Below are 13621 nucleotides of genomic sequence, written 5' to 3'. Positions count from 1 at the left end.
TGCCGTTCCTCCTCTTAAAGTCCGCGGCTGTTTAATACTTCTGCGATGTGCATGACCTGAATGGGTTTATCAAGACGGTTCAGCCTCCCGCCAATGTTCAGCAGACACCCGCAGTCAGCACCAATGATATATTCGGCGCCTGTCTCCTCTATGCTTTGTACTTTTTCATCAACCATCTGCTCAGAAATAGGGGTCATTTTCACTGAAAAGGTTCCTCCAAATCCGCAGCAATTTTCTGCGCGGGGCAATGGTTTCATCGTCAAATCTTTGACATTTGACAATAGGGTAAAAGGTGCCTCCTTAATGCGCAGCAGTCTCGTCATATGACAAGAGGTGTGATAGGTTGCGTTTCCTTTCAGGCTCGCGCCTACATCTGTCATGTGTAATATATCAACAATAAACTCTGTTAATTCATATGTTTTTGCGGCAAGTGCCTCAGCCTTGGCCGACCACACTCGGTCTTCTCTTAAAAGATGAGGGTATTCTAAAAACATCGCCTTGCACGAACCTGATGGTGTCACAACATATTCAGCTGATTCAAAGGCTTTGATCATGTTTTTCGCTGCTTTGATTGCCTCTTTTGTATAGCCGCTGTTAAAGGCTGGCTGCCCGCAGCACACTTGTGTTTCTGGAAATTCCACTTCAACACCGAGTCTTTCCAATACTTCCACTGTCGCCTTTCCTACATTTGGCTGCATCGTGTCAATTAAACAAGTAACGAATAAATGGGCTTTCATCGGCGAACTTCCCTTCTATTGCTGCATTTTGATTCATCATTCTGGTCATCTGATGACTAAATAACAGACCCTAATTTCATTTTAATCCCAAATTTCTGAAATTTCAACGAAGTGATTTGTCTAAAATTTGTCCTTATGATTCGTGTGACTAAATGAAAAAACGCCCTTTTCATAGGGCGTTTTTGATGTTTATTTTTTGGAATTAATTATAGGTGTTAATGAAAAAGCGCTTTTAAATCCTTATGTTCCCTTTTATGAAGAATGTATCTTTGTTTACTAGTGTTGTAATCAATGTTATTATGTGATTTTTCAAACCAATCACTTTTTAAAATTACTATAAGAATGTGTCAACATATGAAAAACTTCTTCTAAACTAAGAGTATTTCCATTCATTTGACTGTCTTGCAATCTTATTTCCTCTAAGCTACCGGTGGCAATACAATTTCCTTTTTCAATTATTACTAGTCTGTCACATAATTTTTCTGCTACTTCAAGTATATGAGTACTGAAGATGATGGAGTTTCCTTTATGAGTAAAGGCTTTTAAATAATCTTTAATTGCCTTTATGCTTTCTGGATCTAATCCTGTAAATGGTTCATCCATAATCAAGAGAACCGGATTATGAACTAAGGCACCCATTAATATAATTTTTTGACACATACCTTTTGAATAGGTTTTGATTAAGACATCAATTTTTCTTTCAAGAAAGAGTAGTTGGGATAGATCGGATATAAAAAGATCAATTTGATTGGAAGGAACTCCTCTTAATTCACCCATGAAGGTTACGTATTCTCTACCTGTTAAATAATCATATGGACTTAAGTCATCGAATACACAGCCAATCTGTGACTTATATTCATTGGGATCCTCAACCTCATATAAACTTACAAATCCGCTGTCAGGTTTCATTAATCCCGATAATATAGATAAAGTTGTTGTTTTACCCGCACCGTTTGAACCCAATAAGCCTAAAATTTCACCGGAACGTATGTGGAAGCTTATTTCTTTTATCGCAGGTATACTGCCATATGACTTGGAAATATTCACTACATTTAACATATAATCATCCTTACTCACTAAATTCACTTAAAGATGAGAAGTTTTTAAATTCTGAATTAGTTAATTTTTTACAGCACAAATGGAAGAGTATTGAGCTAATCATAAATGCCATGGACGAAAATAATATTACGGTTAACAAAGAATTTTTGGAGAGCATGATGATTAAACTCCCAATGATAATAAACAAACTCGACAAAAATTTACTCATGATACTGGACCTTGTACTAGGCAAATCCAGATAGGTTTCTCTTTCATAATTCGGGAAGGTAATACTGGAGACTAGAGCAATTAGTATTGTAACAACCGTAGTAAATAGATTTAAAGGAAGAATTAATAAGAAATTGACGTCAAATACTAAACAGGTTGCTGAACTAACAATAATTGAAAAAGGCAGTGCAACTCCTAACAAACTAAGCACCTTCGCTAAGCAAATTTCTTCTACTCTCACAGGAGTAAGTAAAAGGTAAACGAAACTTTTTCCTTCAAAGTCAGGCGAAAATCTATTAAAGAGTCTATGGATTACCATGACGGCTCCTGAAAGATGGAGAATAGCAAAGATCGATAAATGATTTCCCTCTATAAAAGAAATATTTTTGGAGGCTAAAAGATAATAAGGTATAAATATCAATATGTATTGAAAGATAATTAATAAAAATGTTTGATTAAATCTATACATCTGGATTCTTTGAAAATGTTTATAATCTTTTTCAACAATTTTCCTTGTTAAAATTGGAATAAATTTAAGGTATTTTAGAACCATGGACAATCTGGACAAATACAAATTAAATAAACTGTTTCTTATCTCTGTTCCAGTGACATTGGAATTATTCCGCTGAAAAAAAACAATATATGTATAGACTTCTAAATGTTTTAAAGATTTACCCATTAACCAACAAATACAAATCCCTATAAAAAAGGAGATAGAGAGAATTGTCCATTCATCACTTATAAAATGAAATGGGTTAAAGAACACTAGTAAAGACTGGATAATATAATGGTTGTAAATTAATAAGTAATTTTCCCTCACCAAGCTACTAGGTATATATTCAATAAAAGGAAAAAGAATAGAAAAAAAGAGTATAGTTATTATTATTTTTGTGAATAAAAGAAACAGGCTATAATTCAATCCAATTCTTTTACTTACTTTAGCCGAAATTATTTTCATCACTATATAGATTTTTAACGTCGCTACAATTAATATTATAGGAGTTATAAAAAGAAATAAAAACATCCCAGTTGCTAAACTAAAGTTCAGCTTTGTGGCTATATGAATGAAAAAGAGCACGAATATTACGAATAGTAGTAAACTTTTAAATAATTCACGCCCAATTAACTTACTGAGTATTATTTTATTAACAGATGGAACAATAGAAGATAGTAACTTAAAGTCTTTAAGTTCTAGCATACGGTACACATTAGAATAAACATTGCTAGTCAGAATGAACAATATTATTAATAAAAATAGTCTATAGGCCCATTCACTTTGCTCTTTTCTAGTTAATGGTTCTAAATTTTCAAGCATAAATTCAACTGTATAAGAAGTAAAAAAATTAATAATAGTCAAAGTAACAGTGATGATGATACTTCCTACAAGAAATGGGAGATAAACACTATGCATTCCCCCATTTTTATGGATATACAAAAATCTGTTTAAGATGCTTCTAAATTTATATTTGTTAATCAAATAAATTTCTCTCATATCCATCTACCTCTAAACATCAAAATGATATTTAAAACTAACATCATATACTTAGGAGTATTATTCCCTCAATCAATGACGCTGTGAATAAAAAAATAATATACATAATAAGTAGGACAACCATATCTATTAAGTCCTGCTTCTGTATAAATTTCCGATTTCCACGAATGGATTCAATCGTTATTTCACCAGGTTTTATAGCAAATGCAGTGACTAGAGCTATAGCAATCATCTCAAAAATCCCATGAAATATTGTGAATGTAATTACAGTTGAAATTGACATTGTTTGAGAGATGCTATAGATGGATACTCCAAGTAAATATCCTTGTAAGGAAACATATATTATTGATAAAAAACCGAGCGAAAAAACTCCAATTAACGCTGGCAGCAAGATAATGAAATTATGCGAAAAAATTGAGAAAACAGCAAATCCATCATTCTCACTATCACTAACCCCTTCCTCCAAATAACTAAGGGGAATGGTAGTCACGTTGATATCATTGTTAATCGATAAGAATAATATAGTACCGAAAAAGCTAATAAAAACAACTAATAAAGCCAACTTCAACACCCGGAAATTTCTCTTTATAAATAGTTTTAGCCAATTATATTTGGAATGGTTCAGTTTAGCCTTCATATAATCACCTTGTTGAATCAATTGGTTTTCTTTATGTTCTCAATTCGTTTTTCAAAAGAGGGGTGACTTTCACGCCATTCAGACTTTCTTCCATAATCTCCTTCTTCTTCTTCAATAAGACTACTTAATTTAATCAAAGTATTGAGATACAGTGTTTTATTCTCAAGATGGGAAACAGCAAAGTTATCAGCCTGAATCTCAAATAACCGGCTGATTTTCTTTGGCAACCATTCCGTAATGAAAATCATGAGAATTACTCCTACTGGGAAAATAAGAACATATTGCCACCATCCGTTAGCAAGCATAACCTGTCTGGCATAATACATACTGATGCCCATAAATAATGTTACGATCAAAGTTAGAAACATGGTATAATGCGCATGTTTTAACTTCGCATGCCCCATTTCATGGTATAAGATAGCACGAATTTCATCTTTATCAAACTTATCTAACAACCCTTCTGTCACATACACATCGACTCTTCTTTTAAATGGAAGTTTAAAAGAATATATCCATGCATTCACATCCTGTTGAGAGTCTTTTTTCACCCAAATATTTACCTTTTGGTTTGTCTTATTCTCAATATCCTTGCGAATATTCATGAATGCTTCCGTATTTAAAAGTTCATATTTGTTTATTATTTTTTGAATGATTGAGTAACCAAAAATAAATAATAGGATTAGGGCGAAGTACCAGCCACAAAATAGAAAAAGGTTATCCATCATCTTCGCTTGAAACGACAAAGGAAGTAATAAATATGATCCGAAATATAACAAAGATAAGGTGGCAGCACCAAACAAAACAACTTGCTCCCTAACATTCATTAAAAACGAATTTCCTGACGCGCCTTCATTTTCTTCTAAATCTTCAGGCGTATCTTTTGTAGTATACTCAAATGAATAAGCTGTCAATAAAATTGACAGGAAACTAGGTACAAGTATAGAGAAAATAATGCTTAATACATAAGATCCTGTTATTGATAGCACATATCCCATTAAGAAATAATAATTTAATCCCAAGGGAAGAAAAATGGCTAAAACAAAGGGAATAAATAATGTGAATAGGTTTTTCATAGATTCATGAAGATTAAAAAATAAAAATAACATAGCTGGAAAAAGAATTCCCATTAACGTAATTAATATAATATATGTGGTATTATGCTTAAAACCTGTTTTGACCTTAGTAGTTTCTGTTAAATTCGTTAGATTGTATTTAGAGAAAAAAGGATTTTGCGATACCTGTTCCATCTTGATTTTATCATCATGAATAGGTACAAAACCTCTTCTTAGAAAAACTGTTGCCTTATCTTTCATTAATTTGTCAGTTTCAATTGTGCTAATTCCATCCCTAGATGGAATCTCCGTGAAATGTATGTGCTTTCCCCCCAATTGAAAGGCTGCTTCTGATCGATCTTTGGAGTGACCTTCTTGATAAGTTAATAAAAAATCACCTTGATAAAGGGAATGGGAGATTAATACTTTTGGATTGTTATCTTTGTTCGAATCAAGTAGAACAAATGGAGAAACAACTGCTGAACGGATACCAACTTCAATCAAAATGACTATTATTGTAATAATGCTTGCAATAAAATAAGAAAGTGAGGCTTTTCGTAACATTTTATCACATCCTACTAACTGATTATAGGGTTAAAACAATTACATAAATGAAGTGAAAATCTCTGGAATTATTTTTAAAATTGTGTTTAGTAAGAAGGTGAAAGCGATAATCATTATGGACATCCACTTACTAGAACCCCTTAACAAAATTTTCACACCTAAATACATGATTATGTACTGCCAAATAACAAAAAAATCTATATTTTTTAAAAAGCTGCTTAAAAGAGAATTATCGGTATCTTTTAATATACCAGAAAATCCTTTAATCTCGTACAATTCTCCAGAAAACATAACTAATAACGAGAAAGAAAACACCTTAATGGCTATAGGAACCCAACTATAACCGATAATACTGGATACCGCTCTGAATTCCCGGTTTTCAGTAGAAAACAGTGATACCATAAAATAGATGACAATTGCTTGAATCAACCACTCTATAAGTAATCCCCCACTTATAATAAAAGTGAAAATACCAATTATAATAGCTGAATTAGACAACTTTTCTTCTAATTCAAACAGGTGAGAAATTTCCTGTATTAAAAATTGTGAGGTGGATAGCACTAAAAATATTCCTATTAGCATAATTAAAATGAACGGATAAAAATTCTTAGGTTTTTCAATTAATTTATTAAATAAAGATATTGGTTCAAATAATACAGATACGAATGATTTGACGCCCTCTACAATTCCTTTCACCACACGGCTCCCCTTATACGTAATTAGTAAAGAAGAAGTAGTTATGAGAATCATAACTACTCTTCATTACTTACCATGTAACAGCTGCTTTTTTACCTTTTCGTTTGATATACCACTTTAATGACATCCTTGCTGCCCAAGCGATAGCCGTTACGGTTCCAAATGAAAAGGCACCTAACACTATAGATATTGCCGAAGCAACGTCAGACCCCGTCATCACCATGTTGACAATTTTGGATGCCTTTTTTTGAGCCTGGTTCCAAGTAGTCTTTTTACTATATTTATTAATGATTTTGGCAAGGTTCACTTCTAATGATGATTTTTCTAAAGTCTGAATATTAGAATTACTAAATTCGTTTTGATTATACTTCACTGGTGACCCAATAGTTCCAAACATCACTAAAATAGATAAAAAGACCATCCCAAAAGCGGCTAGGATTTTAGAATGTTTACTATTAATTTTTCCCACAATTACCACCTCCTTCTATTATTATATAATATTACTATAAATAAAATTAGAGTTCAACATTATCATATGAAAAAAAGATACTTTTTTACTATTTTTTGTTGGTTAAAAGATTGTTAACTCCTACGGGTATAAAGCTGATGTAAGAGTAGAAAAAATAAGAGGGAGATTAACCATTGAGTTGATCTGTTTATATAAAAAAACGTTATATTGACAGGGCTACAGTTGGAGAGGAACTTAATGATGCTTGAAGCATAATCCACATGAGAAAACGCCCTTTTAAGAGCGTTTTCAATGTTTATTTTAAAATCAATTCACGAATTCTTTCTTCAATAGGTGTTAACGGCCGGCCTAGTAATGTTTCGAAATCTTGGCTTTCGATGGCTAAAGCACCATCGCGTATGCCGCTTTGAATGGCTTTGACAAATGGCACTGCTTCTTTTGGTACACCATTTGAAGCTAAAAAGTCTCCAAATGTGTCTACATCTATTTTTTCTACTTTGATTTCTTTTCCACTCACCTTACTAACAATTTGTGCAAGTTCACTATGCGTCCGAAGCGGTCCTGACAGTTCATATATCTCCTGATCATGTACGGCAAGTGTTAACGCATTTGCTGCCGCTTCTGCGTAGTCATTTCTTGTTGCCCAGCCAACCTTTCCTTCGCCAATAGGGCTTAAAAATGGTGCGCCGCTGACTGACGCCAGAATCGTATCTTTTTCGTTTTCAACATACCAGTTGTTTCTTAAAAATACATGAGGAATGCCAGAGGCCACAATGGCTTCTTCTGTTTTAGCATGGTCATTTGCAAGGATAAGCTGACTCTCTCTTGCATTGACAACACTTGTATAAGCAATAAATGCCACATTTGCTGCTTTTGCCGCTTCGATTGCCGCTTTATGCTGCTCGACGCGGTCACCATCCGCTGTTGAAATGATCAACAGACGATCAATGCCCTTAAATGCTGATGTCAGAGTGTCTGGCTGAGTAAAATCTCCACGGCGTACATCCACCCCAGCATCCTTCAAATGTGCTGCTTTTTGCGGATTTCGAACACTGACTGCAATTTGTTCAGCCGGTACTTTTGTGAGCAAATGCTTGACGACGAGCGTCCCAAGTTGTCCTGTTGCACCTGTTACTAATAATTTCATTTGTTTGACCTCCTCATTTTTCGTTCAACGGTGATGTGCATACGTTATAATCAAAATGGTTACAACAAAGGTGTAAAAAAAGCTCCAAAGTACGAGCTTTTTTATTCCGCCTCTGTTAATAATTGCTGAATTGTCACTTGCTTTAGGTGATTCTCAAGTGCAGCTTGTGCTTCTTTTAGTTCATGCCGCAGTCTCGTATCCATCGCTTGACCAATCGGGCATGCGATGACGGGCTGATGAAAGTTAAATAATTCTTCATCCTCGCTTACATCCACAGCACGGTACACATCTAAGAGCGTGATGTCCTCAGCCGGTCTTTTTAAATAAGCACCGCCTACTCCGCGGCGAATTTCAATAAGACCCGCCCGTTTGAGCATTGCCATCATTTTTCGAACAATGGCTGGATTTGAATTCACGCTCTCTGCAATAAAATCACCTGTACACTCTTTTGGAACACCTGCAATAAATGACACAATATGAACAGCAATCGGATACCTGCTGCTAATTTGTTTCACAATCTTTCACCACCGTTGTAATCAATATAGTTACAATGAGTGATTTTGTCAATCAATAAACGGATGTTTCTTTCGATCCCAGTTCTCATATGTCATGATATCGTAGTTGTCTGCTGTATCAAGTTCAAGCGGCGCAATGCATTCAAGCAGATTCTCATCTGGGTCAAGAAAATAGATCGCTGCATGAAATTGCGGCGGATTATCGAGAACTAAAGGCTGCTTTTCTTCTGAAAAACCAAACATTGGGTGAATGCTGATGTCTCTTTCAATCAGCCAAGTCTTAATCTGTTCGATACTGGACGTTGTAATTTGAAAGGCAACGTGCCGAGTCGAGGGATGGTATGGAAAATTGTTTATATCTACTTTCCACAGGCCAAGCCAGCTTTTTCCTTTCTCAATCCATAAAAAAGCAACTCGTTCATTTTCATGAGCAAGTGTCAATTCCAATTTTTCATAAAACGCAATCGATGCCTTCAAATCACTCACAGGTAAATGTGCTTCATACAAACCTTTCATCATCATCAAAATCACTCCTTTTCTACCTTCTATTCTGCGGGAATTGATGAGATTCTGCCTCAGCAAAACGATGTATTTTATCCCCAACATTGGATTGAGAGAACTTGAATGTTTGATCCATTACAGATGGGGGAAGGTGTTCAAATAAAAGAAAGGAGCGTTTCTTATGCCTTGGACAATGAACGATTATCCAGCTTCATTTCAATCATTAGACAACGTCATTCGAAAAAAAGCGCTTGAGATTGCTAATAAAATGATTCAGGAAGGCTATGAGGAAAATAGAGCCATTCCAATTGCAATCAGTCAAGCGAAAGAGTGGAAAAAGAACGCAACGGAGAAAGAGGTAGAAAATTTCTCCTCTCATGGTTCTGTCAAACCTTCTGAGAACAGCAGCTCCGCAAGACCAGAGCTCATGGATCAGGCGCAGCATGTTGTGAAACACGAGGAAGGCTGGGCGGTTCAAACAGAGAAAGCGAAACGAGCAAGTGAGGTCAAAGAAACAAAACAAGAAGCAATTGACCGGGCAAAGGAGATTTCAGCTAATAAAGGAACTTCCGTTGTCATTCACCGAAAAGATGGGACGATCCAGGATGTGTTAAAGCCGCAATAAGACCGCTAGTCAGCGGTCTTTTTTATGCATTCCTTTCTTTTTTCGCTGGTGTTTTTCTTTTCTTAGGTGCTGCTTTTTTCGCTTTGGCTGGTTTTGATCGGTCGATCGAAGCCTGTAGTGCGGCCATTAAATCAGTCACATTGGATGCAGGATCTTTTTTGCCTGTCGTTTCTGGTTGAACGGTATGTTCTCCAGATATTTTATCGCCAATTAAATTCATCAGCTGTTCTCTGTATTCATCTTGATATGCCGCTGGATCGAATGTCGTGGTCAGCTGCTCGATTAAAAGGAGCGCTGTATCTAACTCTTTCTTTACAATGTTCTCCTCTTGGGGGATATTCGGTACATCTGATACTTGTCTAATTTCGTCAGGGAAATGAATGGTTTCCATCAGCAAAATATGTTCATAGCACCTAACGATCGCTAATTGCTCCTTTGAGCGGATCATAATTTTTGCGACACCAATTTTTCCCGATTCCTCTAAAGCTTTTCTTAATAATGAATAAGCCTTTGCTCCGCCAGTATCCGGTGATAAGAAGTAACTTCTTTCATAATAGATGGGATCAATCTCTTCAATCTTCACAAAATCAATGATTTCAACGGCTTTTTCTTCATTTTCTTTTCGCAGTTTTTCCAGCTCTTCATCGTCCAATTCAATAAATTTATTTTTCGCATATTCATACGCCTTGACGATTTGTTCCGGCGCTACCTCTTCACCGCAATTGGCACATACTTTCTTGTAGTTAATGGGCGTGTGACACTCTTTATGCAGCTGTCTTAATTTAATGTCTTTGTTCTCTGTAGCGGTAAACAGCTTGACTGGAATATTGACCAATCCGAAACTAATGCCGCCTTTCCATACTGTATGCATCGCGCTTCCTCCGTTCTTTTCTCCTTACTATGTAATGTTTTCATCAGACTTATGTATGTGATTGAAAATTTCATCCCACTCTAAGAACACATGATATAAGGAAGTGACATGCACAATGAAACCTATGCGATTAACACCTGCACATGATATACCTGCCGGTGCAGACTGGGTGTATGAATTAAAATATGATGGATTTCGGGCTATTCTTGTATGGGAAGAAGACGAGATTCGTTTAGAAAGCAGGACCGGAAAACAGCTGAATAAGCAATTTCCTGAAGTGATGGATCAGTGCGAACAATTAAGAGACCAATTTGCTCCTTTTTTACCGCTGACACTTGACGGAGAATTGGTCTTTTTACTAAGTGAACAGCAAAGTGAGTTTGCGAAGGTTCAGCAAAGAGGCAGGCTGAAAAACAAAGAAGCCATCCAAAGACAGGCTGAACGATTTCCATGTCATTTTATTGCATTCGATCTATTAAGCTGCAAAGGGAAACCTATCGTTGATTCACCGTTGATGGAAAGAAAAAATCAGCTGCAGCAATTATTCCAAGAAGCAAAGCTCCCCTCATCAGTTCGACTTGAGCACCCTTCCCTTTTGCAGGTCATTCATACAGATCCAGACTCTGAATACATGAAAAACGTGATGACGATGTATTTAGCAGAAGGACTAGTAGCGAAAAAAAAGATGAGTAAATGGCATGACAATACTCGTTCAAAAGAATGGCTGAAAATGAAAAACTGGCGGTATGTCTCTGTCATTGTCACCCGTTTTGACAAAGAAAATGGCTATTTCCAAGGTTCCATTTATCAAGATGCGGCTCTCATCGAGGTTGTACAATTCAAGCATGGATTTTCTAAAGAAGAAGAACAAACGCTGCGTACGCTATTTCAGACAAAAGGCCAGTTAACAGGAGGATCATTATACGAAATCCCTCCTTCTATCGTTGCCAGCATTGCTTGTATATCCTTTGATGGATCGGCGTTAAGAGAGCCGCGTTTTTCTTCCTTTTTACTAGATGCTGATCCAGCAGCATGTACATTTCAGCAAATGCTCAAACAGCTGTATCCACTCCCTGCTGCTATAGAAGTCACTCACCCTGAGAAACCGATTGTCCCGGCTCTTCAACTAAACAAGGCAGATTACTTACTTTATTTAAGACAAGCGGCTCCCTACCTTTTGCCCTTTTTACGTGAAAGGCGTCTTACTTTAATTCGGTATCCACACGGCACTGGAGATGAATTCTTTTATCAAAAGTCGACACCTGATTATGCGCCGGATTTTGTTTTGACAGATGAAGTTGATGATATTTCTTATACGGTCTGTAATGATCCTCGTACGCTTCTTTGGCTTGGCAACCAGCTGGCAATGGAATTTCATATCCCTTTTGAAACAAGAGATACGAATCGGCCGACAGAAATCGTCTTTGATCTGGACCCGCCATCTGTAAATGAGTTTCATCTAGCCATAGAAGCGGCTAAACGCATAAAAGCGCTTTTAGACGGGCTTTTCCTCACAGCCTTTATTAAAACAAGCGGAGGTAAAGGGCTTCAAGTCTATATTCCTTTAAAGAAAAACGCCTTCACATACGAAGAAACAAGACAATTCACCGCGTTTATATGCCAATTTTTATGTGAGCAAGCACCGGATCTTTTTACTCTGGAACGTCTTAAGAAAAACCGCGGCAATCGCTTGTATTTAGACTACATTCAGCATGATGCTGGGAAAACAATCATCGCTCCATATTCCCCAAGAGGAAATGAGCTTGGACTTGTTGCGACACCGCTTGAATGGGACGAACTCTATCATGATGAGCTTCATCCTTCTCTTTTTACGATGCCGGCTGTTATAGAGCGTTTAAAGGAAAAGGGCGATCCGTTCCGCCGCATGAGGCACCTTGTGAATGATGATACTTTTAGACAAGTCTTACATCAGCTTGCACACATGTGACCATCTCATCAGATGGACATTCGCGGTCATAAAGCGTTACACTTATTCATTAGAGAGGAAGAAAGGAATGACTATTTTGACCGCACATTCATTTCGAAATACAGCTTTGGTTTTCTTATGTCTTTCCGCAGGAATTGTGGATGTGATTGGCTATTTAAGCCTAGGGCATGTGTTTACAGCCAATATGACAGGTAATATTGTGCTGCTTGGCATTGCAGCAGGAAGCTCCTTGCAGCTAACAGCTCTTCATTCCATCACTGCTCTAAGTGGATTCGTTTTAGGGGTTTTACTGGCAGTTGTAATAGGCGGGAAGCACGAGAAAACGTTTTGGCCAAAAGCCGTAACACGCATTTTTATCATCGAATTGATGATTTTGCTTCTATTTGCTCTCATGACCATTTTCCCTTATACACAAGGTGCTTACTTTATGCTGATCATCCTTTTAAGTATGGCTATGGGCATGCAAACGGCGGCCGCTCGTAAATTGAATGTTGCTGGCATTTCCACAACCGTTCTCACGAGTACACTTGCTAACCTATTTGAAGATGCAGCCCAGCGCATATCATACCGGGAAAAAAGAAAGGCCCCTATCCAGCTTGTAAGCTTGATGCGAATAGGCTCGATTGTCTTCTACTGCCTAGGAGCGGCTTTAGCTGCATATACAGATCGTTACGATCCGTTTATCATCATTTGGCTGCCTATCTTCATCCTAGGCGTCATTGTGATCACTGCTGGATTGAAGCACTTTCACCAATTGAAATAGCCTATCTTTAGATGGCTATTTCAATTATTGTAATCTTACACTAACTAATAACTCCTGACATAAAAACCAGGAGGACGTCCCATGATGAACGTGGAACCATACGGATATCCAGAAAATGTCCCGAATCCCCCATACCCAGGGAAACCGCCTAAGCCAGAGAACACACCAGGGCTCAAATAATACCCGCCGAAGCCGATATGGGAGCCAACCGGCCCAATATGTGCTCCTCCTCCTGTAAATCCGCCTCCATGAAAACCACCATAAACCCGTGGATACATACAATCACCTGCCTTCGAATCAGACCTTATCTCATCATATGCATGACAAATGGGGCGGTG

At 37.0% G+C, this 13621-nt stretch carries 14 protein-coding genes; 3 read left to right on the top strand and 11 right to left on the bottom strand.

Features of this window, described 5'->3' with window-relative positions; genetic code table 11:
- Window positions 1–14: 14 nt before the first annotated feature.
- The 10 genes from NSQ34_RS08550 to NSQ34_RS08505 form a co-directional block, all read right to left on the bottom strand.
- Entirely contained in the window at window positions 15–737 is a 723-nt protein-coding gene (locus NSQ34_RS08550) for a (Fe-S)-binding protein (protein ID WP_176967409.1), read from the bottom strand.
- A gap of 318 nt (window positions 738–1055) precedes the next feature.
- On the bottom strand, window positions 1056–1796 hold the full coding sequence (locus NSQ34_RS08545) for an ABC transporter ATP-binding protein (RefSeq protein ID WP_176967410.1): 741 nt from the start codon (window positions 1794–1796) through the stop codon (window positions 1056–1058).
- A gap of 10 nt (window positions 1797–1806) precedes the next feature.
- Window positions 1807–3495 carry a hypothetical protein gene (locus NSQ34_RS08540; RefSeq protein WP_176967411.1) on the bottom strand — a complete coding sequence of 563 codons (1689 nt, stop codon included), beginning with the start codon at window positions 3493–3495 and terminating at the stop codon, window positions 1807–1809.
- Between the two features lie 43 nt (window positions 3496–3538).
- Entirely contained in the window at window positions 3539–4057 is a 519-nt protein-coding gene (locus tag NSQ34_RS08535) for a stage II sporulation protein M (protein ID WP_176967412.1), read from the bottom strand.
- Between the two features lie 92 nt (window positions 4058–4149).
- On the bottom strand, window positions 4150–5748 hold the full coding sequence (locus NSQ34_RS08530) for a M48 family metallopeptidase (protein ID WP_176967413.1): 1599 nt from the start codon (window positions 5746–5748) through the stop codon (window positions 4150–4152).
- A 39-nt stretch (window positions 5749–5787) separates the two neighbouring features.
- Window positions 5788–6444 carry a YIP1 family protein gene (locus NSQ34_RS08525; RefSeq protein ID WP_065214394.1) on the bottom strand — a complete coding sequence of 219 codons (657 nt, stop codon included), beginning with the start codon at window positions 6442–6444 and terminating at the stop codon, window positions 5788–5790.
- Between the two features lie 70 nt (window positions 6445–6514).
- Entirely contained in the window at window positions 6515–6913 is a 399-nt protein-coding gene (locus NSQ34_RS08520; protein ID WP_065214393.1) for an uberolysin/carnocyclin family circular bacteriocin, read from the bottom strand.
- Window positions 6914–7208: 295 nt separating this feature from the next.
- The gene (locus NSQ34_RS08515) at window positions 7209–8060 is read right to left on the bottom strand and encodes an SDR family oxidoreductase (protein WP_176967414.1); all 852 of its coding nucleotides are present in this window, start codon (window positions 8058–8060) and stop codon (window positions 7209–7211) included.
- Window positions 8061–8161: 101 nt separating this feature from the next.
- Entirely contained in the window at window positions 8162–8575 is a 414-nt protein-coding gene (locus NSQ34_RS08510) for an Rrf2 family transcriptional regulator (RefSeq protein ID WP_034283385.1), read from the bottom strand.
- Window positions 8576–8623: 48 nt separating this feature from the next.
- Window positions 8624–9097 carry a VOC family protein gene (locus NSQ34_RS08505; RefSeq protein WP_176967415.1) on the bottom strand — a complete coding sequence of 158 codons (474 nt, stop codon included), beginning with the start codon at window positions 9095–9097 and terminating at the stop codon, window positions 8624–8626.
- A 160-nt stretch (window positions 9098–9257) separates the two neighbouring features.
- Between NSQ34_RS08505 and NSQ34_RS08500 the strand changes: the two genes are divergently transcribed.
- On the top strand, window positions 9258–9701 hold the full coding sequence (locus NSQ34_RS08500; protein WP_041117496.1) for a DUF2188 domain-containing protein: 444 nt from the start codon (window positions 9258–9260) through the stop codon (window positions 9699–9701).
- Window positions 9702–9723: 22 nt separating this feature from the next.
- On the opposite strand, the gene NSQ34_RS08495 is transcribed toward NSQ34_RS08500, so the two are convergent.
- Window positions 9724–10572 carry a Ku protein gene (locus NSQ34_RS08495; protein WP_176967416.1) on the bottom strand — a complete coding sequence of 283 codons (849 nt, stop codon included), beginning with the start codon at window positions 10570–10572 and terminating at the stop codon, window positions 9724–9726.
- A 115-nt stretch (window positions 10573–10687) separates the two neighbouring features.
- On the opposite strand from NSQ34_RS08495, the gene NSQ34_RS08490 reads away from it, so the two are divergent.
- On the top strand, window positions 10688–12520 hold the full coding sequence (locus NSQ34_RS08490) for a DNA ligase D (protein ID WP_176967417.1): 1833 nt from the start codon (window positions 10688–10690) through the stop codon (window positions 12518–12520).
- Window positions 12521–12587: 67 nt separating this feature from the next.
- Window positions 12588–13283: a YoaK family protein gene (locus NSQ34_RS08485; protein ID WP_176967418.1), complete on the top strand. Its 696-nt coding sequence runs from the start codon at window positions 12588–12590 to the stop codon at window positions 13281–13283.
- The last annotated feature ends 338 nt before the right edge of the window (window positions 13284–13621 follow it).

Origin of the sequence: Bacillus sp. FSL P2-0069 (assembly GCF_038593315.1) — a bacterium.
Lineage (GTDB): Bacteria > Bacillota > Bacilli > Bacillales > Bacillaceae > Bacillus > Bacillus safensis.
The sequence above is the reverse complement of the archived record's forward strand: the minus strand, read 5'-3'. Positions and strand labels throughout refer to the sequence as shown.